This window comes from Pseudokineococcus sp. 5B2Z-1 (genome assembly GCF_037482305.1).
In the GTDB taxonomy this organism is placed as follows: Bacteria; Actinomycetota; Actinomycetes; order Actinomycetales; family Quadrisphaeraceae; genus Pseudokineococcus.
Window position 1 is genome coordinate 568,498 of sequence record NZ_JBBHZG010000002.1, and the last position, 22,917, is coordinate 591,414.

The window sequence follows — 22,917 nt, forward strand, 5'->3', positions numbered from 1 at the left end:
CGGGCGGGCTCAGTGGGGGCTGTGGGAGCCCTGGTCCTGGGTGTCCTGCCGCTCCTCGGAGCCGTCCTCCGACCACAGCACGTGGTAGGTGCCCTCGGCGTCGACGCGCCGGTAGGTGTGGGCGCCGAAGAGGTCGCGCAGCCCCTGGACGAGGGCGGCCGGCAGGCGGTCGCGGCGCAGGCCGTCGTAGTAGGCCAGCGCGCTCGAGAAGCCGGGGGCGGGGACGCCGAGCCGGACCGCGGTGGCGACCACGCGCCGCCAGGCGTCCTGCGCGTCGGCGACGGCCTCGGCGAAGTAGTCGTCGAGCAGCAGCGAGGCCAGGTGCTGGTCCTTGTCGTAGGCCTGCTTGATGCGGTCGAGGAAGCGGGCGCGGATGATGCAGCCGCCGCGCCAGATCGTCGCCATCATCCCGCGGTCGATCTCCCAGCCGTACTCCTGGCTGGCCGCGGTGATCTGGTCGAAGCCCTGCGCGTACGCCACGACCTTGGAGGCGTAGAGCGCCTGGCGGACGGCGTCGACGAAGCCCTCGGCGTCGGCGCCCTCGAGGCGGCCGCCGCTCGGGCCGGCGAGCCCCTTGTCCAGCACCGCCTTCCGCTGGCCCGCGGCGCCGGAGAGGGCGCGCGCGAAGACGGCCTCGGCGATGCCGGTGACGGGCACGCCGAGGTCGAGCGCGGACTGCACCGTCCAGCGGCCGGTGCCCTTCTGCTCGGCCTGGTCGACGACGACGTCGACGAAGGGCTGCCCCGTGCTCGCGTCCTCGTGGCGCAGCACCCGGGCGGTGATCTCCACGAGGAAGGACTCGAGGTCGCCCTCGTTCCACTCGTCGAAGACGTCGGCGAGCTGGGCGGGGGAGAGGCCGAGCCCCTGGCGCAGGAGGTCGTAGGCCTCCGCGATGAGCTGCATGTCGGCGTACTCGATGCCGTTGTGGACCATCTTGACGAAGTGGCCCGCGCCGTCAGGGCCGACGTAGGTGCAGCACGGGGTGCCGTCGACGTCGACCGCGATGTCCTCGAGGATCGGTCCGAGGGCCTCGTAGGACTCGCGCGAGCCGCCGGGCATGATGCTCGGCCCCTCGAGGGCGCCCTCCTCGCCGCCGGAGACGCCGGTGCCCACGAAGTGCAGGCCGCGCTCGCGCAGGTCGTGCTCGCGGCGGCGGGTGTCCTCGTAGTGCGCGTTGCCGGCGTCGACGACGATGTCGCCCTCCTCGAGGAGGGGCACCAGCTCGTCGATGACGGCGTCGGTGGCCTTCCCGGCCTTGACCATGATGATCACGCGGCGCGGCTTGGCGAGGGAGGCCACGAAGTCCTCGAGCGAGTGCGACGGGCGGAAGTCGCCCTCGTCGCCGTGCTCGGCCACCAGCTCGTCGACGCGGGACGCCGTCCGGTTGTGCACCGCCACCGCGTGGCCGTGCCGGGCGATGTTGCGGGCCAGGTTGCGCCCCATCACCGCGAGGCCGGTGACGCCGACGTCGGCGAGGCCGCCCGGGTCGGGCTTCGCGGGGGTGCTCGAGGTCGTGTCGGTCGTGCCGGCCATGCGGTCTCCCGGAGGGTCGGGGCCGCCGCAGCGGCCCGGGGCGGGGTCAGGGCGCTCGAGGGGAGCGTCGCGCCCGCCGGCGCGGGGCGCCGGGGGCCGCTGCCGATCGTGCCCGACACCGGCGCGCCCGGCAGGACGGTCCGTCGGCCGGACCCGCGGTGCGGTCGTGCGCTGGACCGGGGAGCCCGCGTCCGCCGGGCCGGGGCTCAGGCGCCCGGCGTCGCCGGGCACGAGCGGGCCGGTGTCGTCGTCGCGCGCGGCGAGCAGGGAGGGTCGGCGCCTGCCACGGTGGCGGCATGGGCACCTCCGCGCCGTCGTCACCCGACATCGGGAGCGGTGGCGGGGAGCGCGCGACGGTCGTCGTCGACCTCGACGGCACGCTCGTCGCGGGTGACGCCTTCGGCGCCCTCCTGCGCCACCTGCTGTCCCGCCACCGGCTGCGCCTGCTGGTGGCCGTCGTCGCCGCGCCGCTGTGGGGGCCCGCGCTGGTGCTGCCGCCGACGCGCTCGGCCGCCGAGCGCGGCCTCGTGTGGCTCGCCGGCCTGGGGCTCGACGGCGATGCCTTCACCGCCGAGGTCGGGCGCGTCGCCGCCGTCCACGCGGGTGGGGGGCGGGTCGCGGGCGCGGGGGTGGCGCGCGTGCGCGAGCACCTGCGCCGCGGGGACCGGGTCGTCCTCGCCACGGGGTGCGCGGAGCCGCTGGCGCTGGCCGTGCGCGACGTCCTGGGCCTGGACGAGGTGGAGGTGGTCGCGACCCGGCTGGTCCGCCACCGCTGGCGACCGCCACCGCCGGTCGTGCACGCCCGAGGGCCGGGCAAGGTGGCCGCCTTGCGGGCGGCGGGCGTCGAGCTGCCCGTGGACCACGCGTACTCCGACAGCGCCCGCGACCTGCCCCTGCTGCGCGGGGCGCGGGTGCCCCACGTCGTCGACCCGACGCGCCGAGACCTGCGTCGCCTCCGCAGGGGACTGGGCCGGGACGTCGAGGTGCTGCGCTGGGCGGGAACGGGGGCCGCCGATCCCGTCGACGTCGTCGACGCCGGGGGCGGCGAGGTCGGCGCGCGACGCGCGTGAGAGGGAGGCCGGACCCGGTCGGCGAGACGGCCGGCGGCGCGGGCCTTCGACTCCTGCGCAGGGCAGTTCTCCCTCCCGAGCCGAGTCGATGGCGGTGTCCGGCGGCTGCGCACAGGCTGGCGGAGCGGTGTCTCGTCCACAGGCCGCGGAGCCGGCGGGGCGCTGTCGGACCCCACCCCTAGCGTCGTACGCGTGTTCGAGACGGGCGGGAGCGGGACCGAGGGGGACGACGCCGTCCTGCCGTGCGCCTCGCCGTGCGCCGGTCGTGGCGCCGGCGCCCCTGACGTGACGGGTGCGGCCGCGGGCCGGGACGGCGGTGCCGTCGAGCTGGTGGGTGAGGTCGGTCGGGTGCGGGCGGCGGTGCGGGCCGGGGCGCTGGGTCGGGTGCAGGCGGTGGTCGCGCTGGAGGCGGCGCGGTCGGTGGCGTGGGCGGGGCTGCTGCGGCAGGTCGCGGCGCTGGTGGACGAGGTGGGCGCGTCGGGTGGGCCGGCGGCACCGGTGGCCGACGACGACGGCCACAGCACGGGCGGGCGCGCGATGGGCACGGTCGGGGTCGCGGAAGGGAGCGCGGGTGCAGGCCCGGCGTCGATGCCTGGGTCGGGGTCGGGGTGGGCTGCGGGTCTGGCGTTCGAGGCCGCCGCGGCGGAGCTGGCGGTCGCGCTGGTGGTGCCGCTGCGGCGGGCGCAGGACCTGGTCGCCGAGGCCTTCGCGGTGACGACCCGCCTGCCGGTGACGTTAGCCGCGTTGGAGGCCGGGCGGATCGACCCGCAGCGCTCCCGCCTGGTCGCCGACGAGACCGTCGCTCTCTCGGCCCCTCACGCGGCGGAGGTGGACGCGGCCCTGGCCGGCGACCTCGGCCCGCTCACCGTCCCGGCGCTGCGGGCGCGGGTGCGTCATCTCGTCGCGACGACGGACCCGGAGGCGGTGCGGCGGCGGGTGCGGCGCGCGACCTGCGCCCGCGGGGTGCGCCTGTTCCCGGTGGACGACGGGATGGCCCAGCTGGTCGCGACGGGCCCGGTGCTGGACCTGGCGTGCGTGTTCGAGCGCCTGCCCACCACGGCCCGGGCGCGGGCCGGGGAGCACGGCAGGGTCGACCCGCACGCCGCGACGTCCGCGGGCCTGGACCCCCTCGCCCTGGGCGACGCGGCTGCGGGGCTGCCGGACCGGCGGGGCATCGACGCGCGCCGCTTCGACGCCCTCGTCGACCTCGCCACCACCACCGACCCGGCCAGCACCACCGACCTGGTCGCCGGCGCTGGTGCCGGTGCTCGCGGCGGGGCTACGGCCACTGGGGACACCGCCGGGACCGGGCAGTCGGCCTCGGCGACCAGCCCGGTGACGCCACGGGCGCGCAGCCCGCACGGCCCGCAGGTCACCGTGGCCCTGACCAGTCTGCTGGGCCTGGACGACGACCCGGCCCAGCACCCCACCCTCGGACCCGTCCCGGCGGTGGCCGTCGCCGAGCTCCTGGCTGCCGGGCACCGCTTCCGCCGCGCCCTGACCGCGCCGGTCTCCGGCCACCTCGTCGGCCTCGACGGCCACCTGATGACCCTCGACCCCACCACCACGGCCGCGCCGCTACCCGGTCCGTCGGGGAAGGGCCCCCGGACCACACCCGCCCGACGCGGCCGCAAGGAAGCCATCACCGTGCGCGTCGACACCCCCGACGACCCCGCGCCGTCGCCACCGGAAGCGCCGGAGTCGCCAGCGCCGCCACCCACCGACCCCGCCAAGACCGCAGCCGCAGCCGTAGCTGGGCGGACAGTCGCGCCCGCAGCCGCAGCCGCAGCCGCGGTCGCGCCCGCGACCGCATCCGCGGTCGGGACGGCAGAGGCGCGGGCAGCCGGGGACACGCCGCCGCTCCCGTCACCGCCGCCGTCCCCGCCGGGCCCGGTGACGGGCTCCTCACCGACCTCGCGGCACGCCTCGCTGCGCCGCGCCGCCCGACGGTCCGCCTGCTCCTACGCCGCCGCGACCGGCGGACCCGGCCCGTACACGCCGACCGAGGCCTGCGCCCGCTGGGTCCGCACCCGCTCACCGCGCTGCCAGGCCCCCGGCTGCCGGATGCCCGCCACCCGCTGCGACCTCGACCACCGCACCCCCCACGCCACCGGCGGCCCGACGTGCCCGTGCAACCTCGACGTCCTGTGCCGGCGCCACCACCTCGCCAAGCACCACTTCGGATGGAAGGCCGTGCCCATGACCGACGACGCCCGCGACCCCGGCCTGACCTGGATCACCCCGCTCGGCCAGGTCGTCCACGTCTCCGTCCAGCCCCTGCTGCCGCGCCCCGCGCCGCCTGTCGCCGACGCCGTCCGTGCCGCGATGAGGGCCGAGTCCGCAGCCGCCGCCGCGCTCGAGGAGCGACTCCTGGGCCCCGCGCGCTACCCGACCCGCGACTCCGCCGCCCACGACCTCGCCCGGGTGCACGCCGAGCTCGCACGGCAGCAGCGTGAGCTCGAGGGCGGCGGCCCGGTGCCTGCTCGTCCCGGCGACGACCCGACCGGCGTCACGGGCGGAGCAGGCGGATGGGACGAGGGGGCCCCGCCGTACTGACGACCCGCCCGGTCCGTGAGCCCGCTGCGGGGGTCAGGCCCCCAGCGCGGAGCGGAGGAGGGCGAGCTTCGCCGTCGTCTCCGCCAGCTCGGCGTCGGGGTCGGAGCCGCGGACGATGCCCGCGCCCGCGTGCAGCCGCACCGAGCGCCCCTGGACGACGCCGCAGCGGATGGTGACGGCCCACTCGCCGTCGCCGGAGGCGTCGGTCCAGCCCACGGCGCCCGCGTAGAAGCCGCGGTCGACGGGCTCCAGCCGGTCGATCGCCGCCCTGGCCGGGCCCGACGGCGTCCCGCCGACGGCGGGCGTGGGGTGCAGGGCGCGTGCGAGGTGCAGCGAGGTCGTGGACGGGTCCGCCGTGCGCCCCTCGAGCCGGGTCGCCAGGTGCCAGACCGTCGGCGTGGCCACCAGCTCGGGAGCCTCCGGGACGACGAGGTCGGCGCACCACGGCCGCAGCGCCCGGACCATGGCCTCGACGACCAGCGCGTGCTCGCGGCGGTCCTTGTCCGAGGCCAGCAGGGCCCGGGCGCGCGCCGCGTCCTCCTCGGGGTCGGCCGCGCGGGTCGTCGAGCCGGCGAGCGGGGTCGCGAGGACGCGCCCGGCGGTCAGGGACACGAGCAGCTCCGGGCTCGCGCCCACGAGCACCGGCGGACGACCGACCACGCCCGAGGCCGTGGACGTCACCCCGCCGGCGTCCGTCGCCAGTGGCACGGAGAACACGCGGGCGTCGTCGTCGGGACGGGCGAGCGCGGCGACGAGCACCCGGACGTCGACGTCCTCGCGCGCCGTCACGTCGAGCGCCCGCGCCAGCACGACCTTCTCGAGGTCCCCTGCTCCGAGCAGGTCGAGGGCGGTGCGGACGGAGTCGCGGTACACGTCCTCCGCCGGGGACGGCTCCTCGGCGACGACCACCGGGGCGGCGCCGCGCGCGGCCGCCGGGCCGAGCCGCCCGGGGGTCCGCAGCACCCGCTCGGGCCTCACCAGCGCCGCGGGCTCCCCCGTGCGGAAGGGGAGCGCCCCGACGACGACCGCCTCTCCCGCGCGCGAGGCCGCGACGGCGCGGAGCCGGTCGGCGACGGCACCCGGCAGGTCGACCGTCCACGGCAGGTCGAGCCGCTCGGCCGTCCCGCGCGCGAGGGCGGTGCCGCGGGCGGACGACCACAGCACGTCCTCGTGCGGTCGCAGGGCCGCGAGCAGGTCCGCCGGTGCGGGCGCGCGCTCGCCGCCCTCGCGGGGCGGCGCCACGGGGGGCGGCGCTCCGCGCTGCGCCCGCGCCGTCCCGCTGCCCGCTGCTGCCACGGCTCCATCATCCCCCCGCCCGGCGCGCCGGGCGACGCCGCCCCGGCGGCGGCCCGAGCGCTCGCACCGCCGGCGCCTCCACCGACCGCCGGCCCCTCGCGGGAGCGACGGGCGCCCGGCGCTCGAGCGGGACGCGGCCGAGGGCCGCGCGTGACCCGGTCGAGCACCGCGCGGCGGCTACCGTCTGCGGTGATGAGGACGACGACGCCCGCCCCGTACCCGTCGAGCGGCACCCGCAGCCGCCGCTCCGCCCGTGCCGCGGCGGCGGGGGTCGTCGGCCTCCTGCTGCTGACGGGCTGCACCGGTGGCGACGGCGGCGGCGGTGGCGGTGGCGTCGGCGGCTTCCTGGGCGGCGGTGACGAGCCGACCGTCGAGCTCGCCGCCCTCCCGGCCGTCTCGGTGCTCCAGGCGGAGGGCGACCGGTCCGTGCCCGCCAGCGAGGCGCTCTTCGCGGCCTCGCCGCTCGTCGTCCTCGTCGCCGCGGACGCGGACGTCGCCGCGGCGGGCTCCCGCGCCGAGGAGCTGGGCGTGCCGCTGCTCGTCGTCGCCGTCCCCGCGCCCGCGCCGTCGGCCTCGCCCTCGGGCGGCGGAGCGCCCTCGACCGCCACCCCGACGGACGGCGCCCCGACGGAGAGCGGCCCGACGGAGGCCGCCACGACGAGCGCGACCCCGACGGACGACGCCACCGCGACCACCGACGGGGGAGGAGTCGTCGAGGGCGCGCCCCCGGCCGCCGAGCCGCCGGCCCCGGCGGTGCCGGGCGCCGACCCGGCCGCCGTCGTCGCGGAGGTCGAGCGCCTCGGCGCCGAGCAGGTGCTGGCCGCCGACGAGGACTCCCGCGCCTGGGCCGAGGGCGCCCTCGACGCCGAGGTGCTCGACGCGGCGAGCGACGACGTCGAGGCCCCGGAGCGGGCGGAGCCCTCCGCGGACGGTGCGGCCACCCCCTCCGCCGCCCCCACCGACGAGGGGTCGGCGGCGGGCGAGGGCCTGCTGGTCCTGTCCACGGGCGAGGCCGCCGACCTCGCCCCGGCCGCGACGGCGCGGGCCGCGGGGGCGAGCGTCGAGGAGGTCCCGGGCGGGGACCCGCGCGCGGACGGCGCGCTCGTCGAGAGCGCCTCGGCGGCGCCCCCCGCGTCGGTCCTCGCGCTGTCGCCGGACTTCGGCGACACCGACCGCCTCGCCCAGCGCATGGACGTCGTCGAGACCGGCTACCAGCTGCCGGGCGGCGGGCAGGTGCCCTTCCCGGGCCGCCACATGATCGCCCTCTACGGCGCCCCGGGGACTCCCTCGCTCGGCGTCATGGGTGAGCAGGACGTCGACGCCGCCGTCGAGCGCGCGAAGGAGGTCGCCGCCGAGTACGACGACCTCGTCGAGGACCCGGTCGTCCCCACCTTCGAGATCATCACCACGGTCGCCTCCGCGTCGGCGGGCGACGACGGCGACTACTCCCAGGAGCTCGACCCCGAGGTCATCCGGCCGTGGATCGAGGCGGCGGCGGACGCGGGCGTGTACGTCGTCCTCGACCTGCAGCCGGGGCGCACCGACTTCCTCACGCAGGCGCAGCGCTACGAGGACCTGCTCACCCACCCCGGCGTCGGCCTCGCGCTCGACCCGGAGTGGCGGCTGGAGCCCGACCAGCGGCACCTGCGGCAGGTGGGCCAGGTCGGCGTCGACGAGGTCAACGCCGTGGGCGACTGGCTGGCGGAGCTGGTGCGGGAGGACGACCTGCCGCCCAAGGTCTTCCTGCTCCACCAGTTCCAGACCCGGATGATCGTGGACCGCGAGCGCCTGGACATGTCGCACGACGAGCTCGTCCCGCTCGTCCACGCCGACGGGCACGGGACGCCCGGCCAGAAGCTCGACACCTACCGCGCGCTGCAGACCGACGCGCCCGAGGGCATGCGCTGGGGCTGGAAGAACTTCTACGACGAGGACACCCCGACGATGACGCCGGCGGAGACGATGGCCGTCGAGCCGATGCCCGACTTCGTCTCCTACCAGTAGGGAGTAGGGGCGTCGCCGAGCGACGGCGCCGCCCCAACCCCGGCGGTGCTGGTCCGCGGCGGCCGTCGGACCCGGCACGGCGTCGCCGTCAGACGCAGGGCGGCGTCGCCGTCAGACCCGGGGCGTCGCGGCCGTCGGACGCGGCGTGCGCGGCCGTCAGACCCGGTGCGGGCTGACGGGCTCGCGGGAGGTCGGGTCGCCCATGTAGGCCGGGTCGCGGCTGCCGATGTCGCGGGCGACCGACAGGTGCCCGCCGAGGTAGCCCCCGATCCCGGCGACCGCCCCGGCGCCGAGCGCCAGGGCCACCCCGAGGCCGTGCCGGCGCTCGTGGCGGCGCACCCACCACGACGCGGCGTACATCGCGAAGGACGTGCCGTTGGCGACGGCGTGCACGTAGCCGACGCGCTTGTCGCCCTCGCGCAGGCCGACCCACTCCGCGCTGCCGGTCGCGAAGGTCGGCAGCGCGGCGACGCAGCCGAGGCCCACGAGCAGCCGCGCGGCGGGCCGGGCGGAGCGCCCGCCCACGAGGTCCAGGGCGGACGCCGAGAGCCACGCGCCGATCGGCACGTCCGTCATCGGCGGGTGGACGGCGTGCCCCACGCCCTTGCCGCGCAGGAGGCCGAGCAGCCCCGGCGTCGCCGTGAGCGCCTTCTCGACGAGCCGCTGCTCGACGTCGACGGTCGTGTCGAGCCACGTCGCGCCCTCGACGGCCTCCATCGCCCGGACGGACAGGGGGCGGGCGTCGCCCGCGCTGGTCGTGCCGGTCGTGCCGGTCGTCGACGTGTCGGTCACGGTGGTGCCTCCGGTGGCGTCGTCGTCGGGCCTCCCCGGTGCGGGCGACCTCCTCGCCCCACTGTGGGCGCTCCCCGCCCCCCGCGCGCGGCGGGTGCCCGCGCCCCCGCGCCGGTCCGGCTCTCCCGTCCCGGCCGTCCCACCTCGCTCCCGGGCGCCGGTGCCGGTCGGGGCGCCCGTCGCCGGTGCGTACCGTCGTCCGTGACGCGCCCGCCCGCACCGGCGGGCGCCCGCGCGCCGGGAGCGGTCCGGCGCCCGCAGCGGCACCGGGGAGCGCAGCATGGAGATCGAGGCCCAGGACGTGTCCGTCCGGGTCGGGGGCGCCGACGTCCTGCCCCCCACGGGCGTGCTCGTCGCCGCGGGCCGGCGGACCCTCGTCGCCCTCGACGCGGGCGCGGACGGGCAGGCGCCCGTGGCCCTCGCCCTGGCCCTGACGGGCCGCCTCGTGCCGACGGGCGGGCGTGTCCTCGTCTCCGGGCACGACGTGGGCCTGTGGGGGCGCGGCGAGCTGCGCGCCCGCACCGCCGTCGTCGACGTCCCGGGCGTCAGCGACCCCGAGCCCGTCCTGCCCCTGCGAGCCGCGGTCGCGGAGGAGCTGCGCGCGGCGGGCCGGCCGGCGGGGCGGGCCGACGCCCGCGCCTGGCTCGCGGACGAGGGCCTCGAGGACCTCGCCGACGTCCCGGCCCGCGACCTGCCGCCCCCCGCGCGCACCCGGGCGCTCGCGGCCCTGGCGGCGGGGCGCACCGGCGTCGAGGCGCTCGTCCTCGCCCGCCCCGACCGCGGCGGCGGTGACGCCCGGGCGAGCGGCGGCTGGTGGGACGTCGCCGCCGAGCTGGCGGCCCGCGGCCTCGGCGTCGCCGTCCTCGTCCCCCGCGCCGAGGCGGCGCTGCTCGAGGGCGCCGGCCTCCTGCGCCCGACGGACCTGCGGGCCGCCGCCGGCGTCGCGCGCGCCGTGCGCCCCGGCGACCTGCCCCCACGACCGACCGAGATCGCCGTGGAGGCGACCCTGTGACCACACCCGCCCGCCCTTCCGACGACGCCTCCACCGGCGGCCCCCGCCCCTCCGACGACGGCTCCTCCGACGGCCCCCGCCCCTCCGACGAGGGCGACCGCCTCGAGCTCCCCGACGCCGGGGAGCGGCCCCGCGCCCGCCGGACCTCCCGGCTCGCGGGGGTCGGCGCCGCGGCCCGGGCCTCCTCGGGGACGGAGGTGCGGCGCCTGCTCGCCTCGCCGATGGCGCGCCTGGCGGTGCTGGCGCTCGCGCTCGTCCCCGTGCTCTACGCGGGGCTGTACCTGTGGGCCAACCACGACCCCTACGAGCGCCTGGACCAGGTGCCCGCCGCGCTGGTCGTCGAGGACGAGGGGGCCAGCACCGGCGGGGTGCTGCTGTCCGTGGGCTCGCAGGTCGCCCGCGACCTCGAGACGGACGGCGAGCTCGACTGGCAGCGGACCGACGCCCAGGACGCGGCCGAGGGCGTGCGGGACGGGCGCTACGAGGCCTCGCTCCTCGTGCCCGCCACCTTCTCCTCCGACCTCGCGTCGGTCCAGCAGGCCGTCTCGGCGGGCGAGCCCGCCCCGCCCCGCCAGGCCCAGCTCGAGCTGACGACGAACGACGCCACCAGCTACCTCGGCCGCACCATCGCCGAGCGCGTGGTCGCGGCCACGCAGCAGGCCGTGGCCGACCAGGTGGGGGAGCAGGCGGCCAGCTCCTTCCTCGTCGGCTTCTCCACCGTGAGCCAGCAGCTGCAGCAGGCCGCCGACGGCGCGGGCGCCCTCGCGGACGGGCTGGGGCAGGCGTCCGAGGGCGCCGACGGCCTCGTCCAGGGGGCCGACGCCCTGCTCACCGGCCAGCGCGCCCTGGCCGAAGGCGCCGACGGCCTGGCCGCCGGGGCCGGGCAGCTGGCCGACGGCACCGGCGCGGCCGTGGCGGGCGTCGACCAGCTCGTCACCGGGGTCGAGCAGCTCGACGACGGCGCCACCGCCCTCGCCGGCGGCCTCGGGCAGCTGCGCGACGGCACGGCCGCGCTCCCCGAGCAGGCGCGGGCGCTCGCCGACGGCGCCGCGGCCGTCGCCGAGGGCAACGCGCAGGTGGCGCAGACGGCGGACGCCGTCGCCACCGCCTCCGCGGACGCCGTGGCCGGTCTCGCGGCCGCCCGCGGCGACCTCGAGGCGCAGCTGCGCGACCTCGGCCTCGACGACGCGCAGGTCGCCGCCGTGCTCGCGCGCACCGACGAGCTCGTCGCGCCCGTGCAGGACGCGCAGGCGCAGGTCCAGGAGGCCGACGCCTCGCTCCAGGCGCTCGCGACCGGCTCGGCGCAGGTGGCGCAGGGCGCCGGCGCGCTCGCCGACGCCGCCCCCGCGCTCGCGCAGGGCGTGGCCGCCTCGGCCGACGGCGCGGACGCGCTCGCCACCGGCACCGGGCAGCTCCTCGAGGGCGTCCGACCGCTGGCCGCCAGCGCCCGCGCGCTCGACGAGGGCGCCTCCGCGCTCGCGGACGGCGCCGACCAGCTCGCGACGGGAGAGGACCAGGCGGTCACCGGCACCGAGCAGCTGGCGGAGGGCGCGCGGGCCCTCGCGACGGGCGTCGGCCAGGCCCGCGACGGGGCGGCGTCCCTGCGCGACGGGCTCGTGCAGGGCGCCTCCGGCGTGCCGGACCTGTCGGCGGACGAGCGGGAGCGGGCGGTCGGCGCCATCAACGACCCGGTCGTCACCGCCAGCGCCAGCACCGCGCAGGTGAGCACCTACGGCGCAGGCCTCGCGCCGTACCTGCTGGCGCTGTCCCTGTGGATCGGCGGGTACGTGCTCTTCCTCGTCGTCCGCCCCCTCTCGCGGCGCGCGGCGGCCGCGGGCCGGTCGGCGCTCGGGACGGCGCTCGGCGGGTACGGGCCCGCGGCCGCCGTCGGCGTCGTGCAGTCCGTGCTGCTGTGGACGGTCGTCGTCGCCGTCCTGCGCCTGGAGCCCGCCGCGCCGCTCGGCCTGCTGGCCCTCCTGCTGCTGACCTCGGCGACCTTCGTCGCCGTCGTGCACGCCCTCGTCGCCTGGTTCGGCCTCACGGGCCAGTTCGCGGGGCTCGTCCTGCTCGTCCTCCAGCTCGTCAGCTCCGGCGGCACCTTCCCGTGGCAGACGCTGCCCGCGCCGCTCGCGGCGGTGCACCAGGTGCTGCCCATGAGCTACGCCGTCGAGGCCTTCCGGTCGCTGACCGCGGGGGGCTCGGAACGGCCGGTGCTCGTCGCCGTGGCGGTCCTCGGCGGCTACCTCGTCCTCGCCCTGGCCGCGTCGGCGCTCGCCGCGCGGCGCGGACGGGTGCTCTCGCCGGCCGACCTGCGGCCCGCCCTGGGCTGAGCGGCGTCCTCGGCGTACAGTGGTTACTCGCCGGTAACTTTCCGGCGCCCCGGTGCCGCGAGGAGGCTCGCCATGACGCAGACGACGGAGACCCCGACGCCCGCGACCACCCCGACCGCTGGTCCCACGACGGCTGGTCCCGCGACGGCGGGTCCCGCGAGCGGGGGGACGGCGCCCGCCGCGCGCCGCCCCGAGCAGCGCGAGGGCCGCCCGGCGCGCCGGCGCGCCGGTGGCCGGGGCGGCGAGCGCGCCGGGGACCGCGGGGAGGCCGGCACCGGCGACCGCGCCGTCGTCACGGCCGCCGACCTCACCGCGCTGCTGGCGGGGCGCTGGGGCTGGGTGCGCGAGGAGGCCCGGGCGACGCTGCCGGCCGGCGTCTTCGCCACCGACCCCTCGGCGCCGCTGGACGTCTACCGCGACGAGGTCATGGGGCTCGTGCGCGAGCTGGCCGCCACCGGCTCGCCCGCGCACGGCTTCCCCCGCGAGGTCGGGGGCGGCGGCGACGTCGGGGCGAGCGTCGTCCAGTTCGAGATGCTCGGCTACGGCGACCTGTCCGTGATGATCAAGTCGGGGGTCCACTTCGGCCTCTTCGGCGGCGCGGTGCAGAGCCTCGGGTCCGCCGAGCACCACCGCCGGTGGCTGCCCGCGACCATCGCCCTGGAGACCGTCGGGTGCTTCGCCATGACGGAGACCGGGCACGGGTCCGACGTCGCCAACCTCGAGACGACGGCCGTCTACGACGCCGCGACGCAGGAGTTCGTGCTCACGACGCCGCACGACGGCGCCCGCAAGGACTACATCGGCGGGGCCGCGCGGCACGCGCGCGTCGCCTCGGTCTTCGCCCAGCTCGTCACCGGCGGCCCGGGGGAGGAGCCCCGCGGGCGCGGCGTCCACTGCTTCGTCGTGCCGCTGCGCGACGCCGACGGCGCGCTGCTGCCGGGCGTCGAGGTCGAGGACGACGGCGTCAAGGCGGGCCTCAACGGCGTCGACAACGGGCGGATCCGCTTCACGGGCGTCCGCGTGCCGCGCGAGGACCTCCTGGACCGCTTCGCCCAGGTGGCGCCCGACGGCTCCTACACCAGCAGCATCGAGAGCCCCGGTCGGCGCTTCTTCACCACGCTGGGCGCCCTCGTCCGCGGGCGCGTGTGCATCGCCGCGGGCGCCGGGGCGGCCACCCAGCAGGCGCTCGCCGTCGCCGTCCGCTACGGCCTCACCCGGCGGCAGTTCACCCGGCCGGGGGCCGACGGGGCGCAGGAGGAGGTCGTCCTCCTCGACTACCGCGCCCACCAGCGACGCCTCATGCCGGCGCTCGCGACGAGCTACGTCCTCCAGCTCGCGCAGAACGAGCTGACGGCGCGCCTGCACGACCTGCAGTCCGCGCCCGAGGGCTCGGTCACCGACGACGACCAGCGCGAGCTGGAGAACCGCGCGGCCGGGCTCAAGGCCGTGGCCACCTGGCACGCGACGTCGACCATCCAGACGTGCCGCGAGGCCTGCGGCGGGGCCGGCTACCTCGCCGCCAACCGGCTGCCGCAGCTCAAGGCGGACACGGACGTCTTCACGACCTTCGAGGGCGACAACACCGTCCTGCTGCAGCTCGTCGGCAAGGGCCTGCTCACGGGCTACGCCGAGGACTTCGGCGAGCTCGGCACGTGGGGGACGGTGCGCGCCGTCGCCGACCAGGTCCGCAGCCGCGTCATGGAGCGCACGACGGCGCGCGTCACCGTGCAGCGCCTCCTCGAGGCCGCCCCGGGGCGCGACGAGGACGCCGACCTGCGCGACCGCGGCTGGCAGATGCGCCTGCTCGTCGAGCGCGAGGCGCACCTGCTCGTCGGGGTGGCCCGCCGGCTGCGCCGCGCCAAGGCGCCCGGGGCCGACGCCGCCGCCGTCTTCGACGACGCCCAGGACCACCTGCTCGCCGCGGCCCGCGCGCACGTCGACCGCGTCGTCGTCGAGGCGCTCGTGGCCGCCGAGGAGGAGTGCGAGGACGACGCGACGGCCGAGCTGCTGGCCCGCGTCGGCGACCTGCACGTGCTGTCCCTCGTCGAGCGCGACCGGGCCTGGTACCTCGAGCACGGCTGGCTGACGCCCGGCCGCAGCAAGGCCGTCCTGGCGGCCGTCAACGAGCTCTGCCGCGAGGTGCGCGCCGACGCGCGCCTCCTCGTCGACGGCTTCGGCATCCCCGAGGCGTGGATCACCGCGCCCATCGCCCACGGGGCGGTGCCGCAGCCGACGCCGGTCCCGGGCGCGGGGCGCACGACGACGTCGACGGCCGGTGCGGCCCCGGTCGAGGACGCCGCGGCCGTCGCCGCCGTCCCGGTCCAGGCGGGGTGAGCGGCGTCCGGGGCAGGCCATGATGGGGCCCGTGGTGGACGAGGCGGCCGCGGGGCGCGCGCAGCAGCAGGGCCCGGCGGCGCCCGGGCCGCGGTGGCTGGACGACGACGAGCAGCGCACGTGGCGCGACCTGCTCGCCATGACCCAGCTCCTGCAGGTGAGCCTGGACCGGCAGATGCGCGCCGAGGCGGGCATGCCGCAGGCCTACTACACCGTCCTCGCCATGCTGTCCGAGGCGCCGTCCCGGCGGCTGCGGATGAGCGAGCTGGCGGCCATCACGACGTCCTCGCCCAGCCGCATCTCCCACGCCGTCACCCGGCTGGAGGAGAAGGGCTGGGTGGCGCGCTCGCGGGCCGCCGACGACGGCCGCGGCGCCGTCGCCGCGCTCACCGACGAGGGGTGGGACGTCCTGCACCGCACGGCCCCCGGCCACGTCGAGCACGTGCGGCGGGCGCTCTTCGACCCCCTCTCGCCCGTGCAGCGCGACCAGCTGGGGGAGATCTGCCGGGCGGTCCTCGGCGCCCTCGCCGAGGCCCCGCACGGCGCGCGGCGGGACGAGGCCGACCCCGCGGCCTGAGCGCCGGCTGCTCCGGCCCCCGGGTGGGGGTGAGCCGTCGCGGCGGCTACTGTCCCGCGGATGAGCAGCCGCGGCGGCGACGGAGGCGACCGCCCGGCGCGGGCGCGCCCCGAGCGCGTCTACCCCCCGGTCATCGGCCTGGCGAAGACGGCGTTCCGGGTGCTCGGCGTCCGGACCCGGCTCGAGGGGCTGGAGCACGTGCCGGCCACGGGCGGCGTCGTCCTCGCGATCAACCACGTGGGGTACGCGGACTTCGTCTTCGCGGGGCTGGCGCCGTGGGAGGCCCACCGCCGCCTCACGCGCTTCATGGCGAAGGAGAGCATCTTCCGCCACCCCGTCGCGGGGCCGCTCATGCGCGGCATGCACCACATCCCCGTCGACCGCTCGGCGGGCTCGGCGTCCCTGCGGGCCGCGCTGCGGGCCCTGCACGCCGGGGAGGTCGTCGGCCTCTTCCCCGAGGCGACGATCTCGCGGTCCTTCACCGTCAAGCCCATCAGGTCCGGCGCGCTGCGCATGGCGGCGTCGGCGCGCGTGCCCGTCCTGCCCACCGCGGTGTGGGGCACGCAGCGGCTCCTCGGCAAGGGCACCCCGCGCGACCTCACCCGCGGCCAGACCGTCCAGGTGAGCGTCGGCGAGCCGCTCGAGGTGACCCCGCGGACCGTGGAGGAGTGCGCGGTCGAGCTGCGGCGGCGCCTGCAGGTCCAGCTCGACGCCCTGCAGGCGACCCACCCGGACACGGCGCACCCCGGGCCGCACGCCTGGTGGCTGCCGGCGCACCTCGGCGGCACCGCTCCGACGCCCGAGGAGGCCGCCGAGGTCGAGCGCGAGCGGGGCCTCTAGCCCGTCCGCCGCCCGCGGTCCGGGGTGGCCCGCCGTCCGGGGGCAGCAGCGGGCGAGCGCCTCAGACGACGCCGTAGAGGCGGTCCCCGGCGTCGCCGAGGCCCGGGACGATGTAGCCGTTGTCGTCGAGGCGCTCGTCGACGGCGGCCGTGACGACCTGGACGCGGGCGTCCTCGCCGACCGCGGCGCGCAGGGCCTCGACCCCCTCGGGGGCGGCGAGGAGGCACAGGGCCGTGACGTCGTCGGCGCCGCGCGCGAAGAGGTACTCCACCGCGGCGGCCAGGGTGCCGCCCGTCGCGAGCATGGGGTCGAGCAGGTAGCACTGGCGGCCCGAGAGGTCGTCCGGCAGGCGCGTGGCGTACGTCGTCGCCTGGAGGGTCTCCTCGTCGCGGATCATGCCGAGGAAGCCGACCTCCGCCGTCGGCAGGAGGCGCGTCATGCCGTCGAGCATCCCGAGCCCGGCGCGCAGGATCGGCACGACGAGCGGCTTGGGCGAGCTGAGCCGCGTGCCCGTCGTCGGGCCGACCGGCGTGGTGATGGCGACGTCCGTCGTCCGCACGTCCCGGGTGGCCTCGTAGGCCAGGAGCGTGACGAGCTCGTCCGCCAGGCGCCGGAAGGTGGGCGAGTCGGTCTCGCGGTCGCGCAGCACCGTCAGCTTGTGGGCGACGAGCGGGTGGTCCGCGATGTGCAGGCGCATGGCGTCGACCCTAGCCGTGCGCCACCATCTGTCCCCATGTCCTACTTCACCGCCGTCATCACCTGCGAGGAGGGGGCCTGGCGCTCCCACGACGTCTCCATCGACGAGGTCACCGACCTCGAGGACCTCGCCGAGGTGCTCCGCGGCGTCGCCCCCGACGGCGGGACCGCCCTGGCGGTGCTCGAGCACGAGGACGAGTGGTTCGCCGTCGTGCGCGTCGACGGCGACGCCATGGCCGCCACCGAGGACGTCGACGAGGACGTGCGCCTCTTCGTCTCCGACCTGGCGGCCTCGCAGCGCAGCCACTACGGCGACCTCGTGGCCCCGGCGGCCGACATGGAGGCCGAGCTCGGCGACGAGCCCGAGGAGGCGCCCGAGGAGGTCACCGAGCCCGCGGCCCGCACGGCCGGCAGCCCCGAGGCCGAGGCGGCGGCCACGGCGCCCGTCGCCGCCGACGCCGAGGAGGAGGAGGACCAGCCCGACGAGCAGACGCCGGGCCTCGCGCTGTGGGCGGGCGACCCCGACGTCCTCTCCGACCTGGGCGTCGACCGCGCCCGGCTGCTCGAGGTCACGGAGGCCGCGCCGGAGGACCCGGACAGCGCGCTCGCGCAGATCGGCGCGGACTGCGGCTTCGACGAGCTGCTCGAGGCGCTGCGCTGACGGCGCCGCGGGGCTCGCCCGGCCACCTGGCGGCGCTGGTGGGCCTCGCGCTGGAGGCGGCACGGGCGACCCCCGACGGCGACGTGCCCGTGGGCGCCGTCGTGCTCGGCCCCGACGGTTCGGTGCTCGGCGAGGGCGCCAACCGCCGGGAGGCCGACGGCGACCCGACGGCGCACGCCGAGGTCCTCGCGCTGCGCGCCGCGGCCCGCCGCGCCGGCACGTGGCACCTCGCGGGGAGCACGCTCGTCGTCACCCTCGAGCCGTGCGCCATGTGCGCGGGGGCCCTGCTGCTGGCCCGCGTCGAGCGGCTCGTGCTCGGGGCGTGGGACCCGAAGGCGGGCGCCACGGGCTCGGTGCTGGACGTCGTGCGCGACCGCCGGCTGCCCCACCGGGTCGAGGTCGTCGGCGGCGTGCGCGAGGAGGAGTGCGGCGACCTGCTGCGCGCCTTCTTCGCCGCGCGCCGAGAGCGCCCGGCCGACGAGCCCGCCGTCGACGCCGGCCCCTGGACGCCCGGCGCCCGGCGGGGGTAGGACACGGGCCGTGGCCGAGGTCGACCCCTCCGAGGTGGCGCTGCTGCGCCTGGTGGCGCAGCGGCTGGCGGGGCCGGGCGAGCCGGACGCGGCCGCCGCGGTGCGGTGGCTCCTGGCCGCGCAGGCGCAGGACCTGCGCGGCGCCCTGCTGTCGACGGCGCTGCGCTCGCCCGCGGACGGGGCCACGGACGGGGCCACGGACGGGGCCTCGGACGACCCGGCGGGCGAGCGCCCCGCGCCCGGGCCGGCCGGGGCGCGGTCCGCCCCGGACCTCGCGGGAGTGCGGGCCGCGCTGGCGAGCGGCGCGCTCGTCCGCTCGTGGCCGCTGCGCAGCACGCTCCACCTCGTCGCGGCGGAGGACCTGGGGTGGCTGCTCGCGCTGTCCACGGAGCGGCAGCTGCGCGGGGCGGCGAGCCGGCGGGCCGGGCTGGGGATCGACGAGGTGCTCGTCGAGCGGGCGCGGGGCGTCGTCGTCGACGCCCTGGCCGGCGGTCGGCGGCTCGCCCGCGAGGAGGTCCTCGCGCTCTGGGAGGACGCCGGGGTCCTCGGCTCCGCGGCCGTGGAGGGGACGGGCGGGGGGACCGGCAGCGGGACCGGGAGGGTGCCCCAGCGCGGCTACCACCTGCTGTGGACGCTCTCGCAGACGGGCACCACCTGCTGGGGGCCCCTGCTGCCCGACCGCGCCGGCGCCGGGGCCTCCGACGAGCAGGCGCTCGTCCTGCTCGAGGAGTGGGTGCCCGCGCCGCGACGGCTCGAGCGCGAGGAGGCGCTCGGCGAGCTGGCGCGCCGGTACCTCGCCTCCCACGGCCCCGCGACCCTCGCCGACCTCGTGCGCTGGTCGGGCCTCACGGTGCGCGAGGCGCGCGCGGGGCTCGCGCTGGCCCGCCCGCACCTGGAGGCGCTCACGTGCGGCGGCACGGAGATGCTGCTCGACCCCGCGACGCCCGAGCGCCTGGCCCGGCACCGGGACGACGCCCGGCGCACCCTGCTGCTGCCCGGCTTCGACGAGATGGTCCTCGGGTACGCCGACCGGTCCGCGACCGTGCCCGCCGAGCACGCCGCGGCGGTGGTGCCCGGCGGCAACGGCGTCTTCCTCGGCACGGTGGTCACCGGCGGGCGCGCCGTGGCCACCTGGCGCCGGACGGGGCGCCGGACGGGGCCGCCCGTCGTGGCGAGGGCCTTCGACGGCGGTGACGGCGGCCTCGCGCCCGCCGTCGGGGCCGAGGTGGCCCGGCTGGGCGCGGCGCTGCCCGCCTGACGACCCGGCCGGGCGCCGCCGCGGCGGTCCGGGGCCGGACGGGGTCGGGGTGGGGCGAGGGCCGGGTCGGGTCGGGCTGGGCGAGGGCCGGTTTGGGACCGGCGGAGGGCCGCCGCTACTGTTCGTCGCGGTGGCGTGTCCGAGCGGCCGAAGGAGCGCGCCTCGAAAGCGCGTGAGGGGGCAACTCCTCCGTGGGTTCAAATCCCACCGCCACCGCCAGCTCCAGCAGGACCCCCGCCGGCACCGCCGACGGGGGTCCTGCCGCACCCGGAGGGACCGCCCGTGCTCCTGGACGTCGTCCTGCTCCTCGTGGGCTTCGCCGTGCTCGTCGGCGGCGGCGAGCTGCTCGTGCGCGGGGGCGGCGCCCTGGCGCGGGCCCTCGGCATGTCCCCGCTCGTCGTCGGGCTGACGGTCGTCGCGGCCGCCACCAGCGCCCCCGAGCTCGCCGTGACGCTGCTCGCCACCCTCGAGGGCTCACCCGGCCTGGCGGTGGGCAACGTCGTCGGCAGCAACCTGGCCAACGTCCTGCTCGTCGTGGGCGTCGCCGCGCTGCTCCTGCCGCTCGCCGTGGGCCGCCAGACGCTGCGGGTCGACCTGCCGGTCGTGGTCGCCGTCAGCGCCCTCGCCCTGCTGCTCGTCCAGGACGGGGCGGTCGGGCGTCTCGACGGCGCCCTGCTGCTCGCGGTGGTGGCCGCCCACATGACGTGGACGGTGCGCGCCGGCCGCCGCGCCGAGCGCGAGCGGGCGCGGCGCGAGGTCGGCGGCGCCGGCGAGGACGACCACGGGGACGCCGCGGGCCGCGGCCGGGGCCGGGAGGTCGGTCGCGACCTCGGGCTCGTCGTCACCGGCGTCGCGCTCCTCGTCGGGGGGTCCCAGGCCCTCGTCACGTCGGCCGGCTCGATCGCGGCGTCCCTCGGCGTCAGCGACCTCGTCGTCGGCCTCACGGTCGTGGCGGTCGGGACGTCGCTGCCCGAGCTGGCGACGGCCGTCGTCGCGATCGTCCGCGGCCAGCGGGACCTCGGCATCGGCAACGTGGTCGGGAGCAACCTCTTCAACGTCGGCGGGGTCCTGGCGCTCACGGGCCTCGTGACGCCCGGCGGCGTCGCCGTGGAGGCCGGCGCCCGGACGGTCGACCTGCCCGTCATGCTCGCCTCGACCGTCCTGCTCCTCGCCCTGGCCCTGTGCGCCTCCCGGGTCTCGCGCCGCGACGGGGCCCTCCTGCTCGGCGGGTACGTCGCCTACCTCGCCCACGTCGTGCTCGACGCCACCGGCAGCGCCCTCCTCGAGCCGTACGTGCGGGCCGTCCTCGTCGCGCTCGCCCTGGTGGCGGTCGTCGTCGCGGTCTCCGTCACCCGCGAGGTCCGGGGCCGGGTCCGCCCGGCCACCGCCTGACCCCTCCGCCCGTCCGCAGCCCTGCTCGCCCCGCCGCCCCCCCCGCCCGACCGGACGCCCCCCAGGAGCCCCCGTGGTCGCCCTCGTCGCCCTCCTCGTCCTCGGCGTCGCCCTGCTCGTGGCGGGCGGCGAGCTGCTCGTGCGCGGCGGCGGCGGCCTCGCGCGGGCCGCGGGCCTCTCCCCGCTCGTCGTCGGCCTCACGGTGGTCGCCGCGGCCACGAGCGCCCCGGAGCTGGCCGTCACCCTCGGGGCGGCGCTCGACGGGTCCCCCGGGCTGGCGGTCGGCAACGTCGTCGGCAGCAACATCGCCAACGTCCTGCTCATCCTCGGGCTCTCCGCCCTGGTGCTGCCCCTCCTCGTCGGCCGGCAGCTGCTGCGCGTCGACGTCCCGGTGCTCCTCGCCGTCAGCGCCCTCGCGTGGGTGCTGTCCCTCGACGGCGACGTCGGGCGCCTCGACGGCGCGCTCCTCCTCGTGCTCCTCGTCGCCTACGTGGCCCGCTCCGTCGTCGTCTCGCGACGGGCGGAGGGGGCCGGCCGTGCCCCGGGCTCCCACGGCGTGGCGCCCCACGGCGTGGCGCCCGACGGCGTGGCGCCCGACGGCGTGGGGGCAGGACGCGGGCGGCCCGAGGGCACCTCGGCGACCCGCGCCCACGGCGAGCTCCACGCGCGCGCCGCGGCGCCCCGCTCCCGGGTCCTGCGTGACGCGCTGCTCGTGGTCGCGGGCGTGGCCCTGCTCGTCGGGGGCGCGCAGGCCCTGGTCGGCGCGGCCGGCACCATCGCCGCCGACCTGGGCGTGAGCGACCTCGTCGTCGGGCTCACCGTCGTCGCGGTCGGCACCTCGCTGCCGGAGCTGGCGACGTCCGTCGTCGCCGTCGTCCGCGGCGAGCGCGACATGGCCATCGGCAACGTCGTCGGCAGCGGCGTCTTCAACCTCGGCGCCGTCCTCGGGCTGACCGCCCTCGTCAGCCCCGGTGGCGTGCCCGTGGAGGAGAGCGCCCGCACCGTCGACCTGCCGGTGATGGTGGGGGCGGCCGCCGTGCTGCTGCTCCTCGGCGCGCTCGCGGCCGACGTCAGCCGCCTCGACGGCGCGCTGCTCCTGCTCGGCTACGCGGCCTACACGACTCACCTCGTCCTCGGCGCCACGGGCGGCACCCCGCCCGTGGCACTGGACCGGGTGCTCCTCGTGGGCGGCGCGCTCGCGCTGCTGCTCGTCGTCGCCGTCGAGGTCTGGCGCCGCCGGCGCGCTGACGCCGGGTAGGTCGCGCTCAGCCCCGGGGGCCGCCGCCCGGCGCGGGACGCCGCCGCACGCGGTCGGGCACGGCGGCGCCGGGCCGCAGGTCGGGCGCGGGGACGGGGGCGCCCCAGGCGGTGACCAGGGGCAGGACGCCCGCCCAGTCGTGGCCGTCGGAGGTCACGTCGGCCTCGTCGTCGGCCGGGCCGCCCGCGCGCACCTTCACCGCGGCCTCGTGCAGGTCCAGGGCGAGGACGGCCGTGGCCGCCAGCTCCTTGCCGGTGGGCCGACGGGTCGCCCTCCACGACCCGGGCGCGAGGTGCTCGGTGAGCGCCTCGAGCGCCCGCTCGCGCTCCGCGTCGTCCTCGACGACGCGGGCGGCGCCGTGCACGACGGCGCAGCGGTAGTCCACCGAGTGGTGGAACGCCGACCGCGCGTAGACGACGCCGTCGAGCAGCGTCACCGTGAAGCAGACCTGCGCCCCGGCGGCCTCGCGCAGCGAGCGGGCGCCCGTCGAGCCGTGGAGGTACAGCACCTCGCCGACCCGCCCGTAGCCCGTCGGGAGCACCCGCGGGGCCCCGTCCACGACGACGCCGAGGTGCCCGACGAGGCCCGCGTCGAGCACGGCGTGCAGCGCCGCGCGGTCGGGGCGGGCGCGGCGGGCGCCGCGCCGCACCGTGGAGCGCTCCGTGGGCGACAGCGGTCCGGGGGCGGTCGGGGGAGCCGCCGCGGGCGGGGCGGTGGCGCTGGTGGTGGTGGCGCTGCTGGCGGTGTCAGGGCGGGCGGTGTCATCGCGGGTGGGGGC

The 22,917-nt window shown here is 78.7% G+C and carries 18 protein-coding genes and 1 tRNA gene; 14 read left to right on the top strand and 5 right to left on the bottom strand.

Features of this window, described 5'->3' with window-relative positions; translation table 11 throughout:
• Nucleotides 1–9: 9 nt before the first annotated feature.
• Entirely contained in the window at nt 10–1,533 is a 1,524-nt protein-coding gene (gndA, locus tag WDV85_RS06760) for an NADP-dependent phosphogluconate dehydrogenase (RefSeq protein WP_339569909.1), read from the bottom strand.
• A gap of 296 nt (nt 1,534–1,829) precedes the next feature.
• Between gndA and WDV85_RS06765 the strand changes: the two genes are divergently transcribed.
• Together WDV85_RS06765 and WDV85_RS06770 are read left to right on the top strand one after the other, a co-directional pair.
• Nucleotides 1,830–2,603, top strand: a complete 774-nt coding sequence (locus WDV85_RS06765) for an HAD family hydrolase (RefSeq protein ID WP_339569910.1) — start codon at nt 1,830–1,832, stop codon at nt 2,601–2,603.
• A 192-nt stretch (nt 2,604–2,795) separates the two neighbouring features.
• Nucleotides 2,796–5,159, top strand: a complete 2,364-nt coding sequence (locus WDV85_RS06770; RefSeq protein ID WP_339569911.1) for an HNH endonuclease signature motif containing protein — start codon at nt 2,796–2,798, stop codon at nt 5,157–5,159.
• Between the two features lie 33 nt (nt 5,160–5,192).
• On the opposite strand, the gene WDV85_RS06775 is transcribed toward WDV85_RS06770, so the two are convergent.
• Nucleotides 5,193–6,455 carry an isochorismate synthase gene (locus WDV85_RS06775; protein ID WP_339569912.1) on the bottom strand — a complete coding sequence of 421 codons (1,263 nt, stop codon included), beginning with the start codon at nt 6,453–6,455 and terminating at the stop codon, nt 5,193–5,195.
• A 192-nt stretch (nt 6,456–6,647) separates the two neighbouring features.
• Here WDV85_RS06775 and WDV85_RS06780 point away from each other — a divergent pair, with 192 nt between their 5' ends.
• Complete coding sequence (locus WDV85_RS06780; RefSeq protein ID WP_339569913.1) at nt 6,648–8,459, top strand: hypothetical protein; 1,812 nt, start codon at nt 6,648–6,650, stop codon at nt 8,457–8,459.
• Nucleotides 8,460–8,615: 156 nt separating this feature from the next.
• Here the strand turns inward: WDV85_RS06780 and WDV85_RS06785 are convergent, their stop codons facing one another.
• Nucleotides 8,616–9,251, bottom strand: a complete 636-nt coding sequence (locus tag WDV85_RS06785; RefSeq protein ID WP_339569914.1) for a DUF2231 domain-containing protein — start codon at nt 9,249–9,251, stop codon at nt 8,616–8,618.
• Nucleotides 9,252–9,531: 280 nt separating this feature from the next.
• On the opposite strand from WDV85_RS06785, the gene WDV85_RS06790 reads away from it, so the two are divergent.
• From WDV85_RS06790 to WDV85_RS06810, 5 genes are all read left to right on the top strand, one after another.
• The gene (locus tag WDV85_RS06790) at nt 9,532–10,263 is read left to right on the top strand and encodes a hypothetical protein (RefSeq protein WP_339569915.1); all 732 of its coding nucleotides are present in this window, start codon (nt 9,532–9,534) and stop codon (nt 10,261–10,263) included.
• Nucleotides 10,260–12,593: a YhgE/Pip domain-containing protein gene (locus WDV85_RS06795; protein WP_339569916.1), complete on the top strand. Its 2,334-nt coding sequence runs from the start codon at nt 10,260–10,262 to the stop codon at nt 12,591–12,593. Before WDV85_RS06790 ends, WDV85_RS06795 begins: the two co-directional genes overlap by 4 nt.
• 72 nt (nt 12,594–12,665) lie before the next feature.
• Nucleotides 12,666–14,927, top strand: a complete 2,262-nt coding sequence (locus WDV85_RS06800; RefSeq protein ID WP_339569917.1) for an acyl-CoA dehydrogenase family protein — start codon at nt 12,666–12,668, stop codon at nt 14,925–14,927.
• Between the two features lie 22 nt (nt 14,928–14,949).
• Nucleotides 14,950–15,504 carry a MarR family winged helix-turn-helix transcriptional regulator gene (locus WDV85_RS06805; RefSeq protein ID WP_339570201.1) on the top strand — a complete coding sequence of 185 codons (555 nt, stop codon included), beginning with the start codon at nt 14,950–14,952 and terminating at the stop codon, nt 15,502–15,504.
• A gap of 60 nt (nt 15,505–15,564) precedes the next feature.
• A complete protein-coding gene (locus WDV85_RS06810) occupies nt 15,565–16,344 on the top strand; it encodes a lysophospholipid acyltransferase family protein (RefSeq protein ID WP_339569918.1) in 780 nt (259 codons plus the stop codon).
• A 61-nt stretch (nt 16,345–16,405) separates the two neighbouring features.
• Here WDV85_RS06810 and upp read toward each other — a convergent pair whose 3' ends face one another.
• Entirely contained in the window at nt 16,406–17,041 is a 636-nt protein-coding gene (upp, locus tag WDV85_RS06815; protein ID WP_339569919.1) for a uracil phosphoribosyltransferase, read from the bottom strand.
• Between the two features lie 36 nt (nt 17,042–17,077).
• On the opposite strand from upp, the gene WDV85_RS06820 reads away from it, so the two are divergent.
• The 6 genes from WDV85_RS06820 (at nt 17,078) to WDV85_RS06845 (ending at nt 22,139) form a co-directional block, all read left to right on the top strand.
• Complete coding sequence (locus tag WDV85_RS06820) at nt 17,078–17,701, top strand: tRNA adenosine deaminase-associated protein (RefSeq protein ID WP_339569920.1); 624 nt, start codon at nt 17,078–17,080, stop codon at nt 17,699–17,701.
• Nucleotides 17,702–17,739: 38 nt separating this feature from the next.
• Nucleotides 17,740–18,231, top strand: coding sequence for a nucleoside deaminase (locus tag WDV85_RS06825; RefSeq protein ID WP_339569921.1), 492 nt, complete (start codon nt 17,740–17,742; stop codon nt 18,229–18,231).
• A gap of 10 nt (nt 18,232–18,241) precedes the next feature.
• The gene (locus WDV85_RS06830) at nt 18,242–19,489 is read left to right on the top strand and encodes a winged helix DNA-binding domain-containing protein (RefSeq protein ID WP_339569922.1); all 1,248 of its coding nucleotides are present in this window, start codon (nt 18,242–18,244) and stop codon (nt 19,487–19,489) included.
• Nucleotides 19,490–19,618: 129 nt separating this feature from the next.
• Nucleotides 19,619–19,708: transfer RNA gene (locus WDV85_RS06835), tRNA-Ser, on the top strand.
• Between the two features lie 63 nt (nt 19,709–19,771).
• Nucleotides 19,772–20,881 carry a calcium/sodium antiporter gene (locus WDV85_RS06840; protein ID WP_339569923.1) on the top strand — a complete coding sequence of 370 codons (1,110 nt, stop codon included), beginning with the start codon at nt 19,772–19,774 and terminating at the stop codon, nt 20,879–20,881.
• 73 nt (nt 20,882–20,954) lie between these two features.
• Nucleotides 20,955–22,139 carry a calcium/sodium antiporter gene (locus WDV85_RS06845; RefSeq protein WP_339569924.1) on the top strand — a complete coding sequence of 395 codons (1,185 nt, stop codon included), beginning with the start codon at nt 20,955–20,957 and terminating at the stop codon, nt 22,137–22,139.
• Nucleotides 22,140–22,146: 7 nt separating this feature from the next.
• Here the strand turns inward: WDV85_RS06845 and WDV85_RS06850 are convergent, their stop codons facing one another.
• Nucleotides 22,147–22,812, bottom strand: a complete 666-nt coding sequence (locus tag WDV85_RS06850) for a pyridoxamine 5'-phosphate oxidase family protein (RefSeq protein WP_445263252.1) — start codon at nt 22,810–22,812, stop codon at nt 22,147–22,149.
• Nucleotides 22,813–22,917: the final 105 nt, after the last annotated feature.

Excerpts from the sequence above, each read along its gene's own strand:
- gndA (WP_339569909.1), bottom strand. The coding sequence starts at position 1,533 with ATGGCCGGCACGACCGACACGACCTCGAGCACCCCCGCGAAGCCCGAC.
- WDV85_RS06765 (WP_339569910.1), top strand. The coding sequence starts at position 1,830 with ATGGGCACCTCCGCGCCGTCGTCACCCGACATCGGGAGCGGTGGCGGG.
- WDV85_RS06780 (WP_339569913.1), top strand. The coding sequence starts at position 6,648 with ATGAGGACGACGACGCCCGCCCCGTACCCGTCGAGCGGCACCCGCAGC.
- WDV85_RS06790 (WP_339569915.1), top strand. The coding sequence starts at position 9,532 with ATGGAGATCGAGGCCCAGGACGTGTCCGTCCGGGTCGGGGGCGCCGAC.
- WDV85_RS06800 (WP_339569917.1), top strand. The coding sequence starts at position 12,666 with ATGACGCAGACGACGGAGACCCCGACGCCCGCGACCACCCCGACCGCT.
- WDV85_RS06805 (WP_339570201.1), top strand. The coding sequence starts at position 14,950 with ATGGGGCCCGTGGTGGACGAGGCGGCCGCGGGGCGCGCGCAGCAGCAG.
- WDV85_RS06810 (WP_339569918.1), top strand. The coding sequence starts at position 15,565 with ATGAGCAGCCGCGGCGGCGACGGAGGCGACCGCCCGGCGCGGGCGCGC.
- upp (WP_339569919.1), bottom strand. The coding sequence starts at position 17,041 with ATGCGCCTGCACATCGCGGACCACCCGCTCGTCGCCCACAAGCTGACG.
- WDV85_RS06820 (WP_339569920.1), top strand. The coding sequence starts at position 17,078 with ATGTCCTACTTCACCGCCGTCATCACCTGCGAGGAGGGGGCCTGGCGC.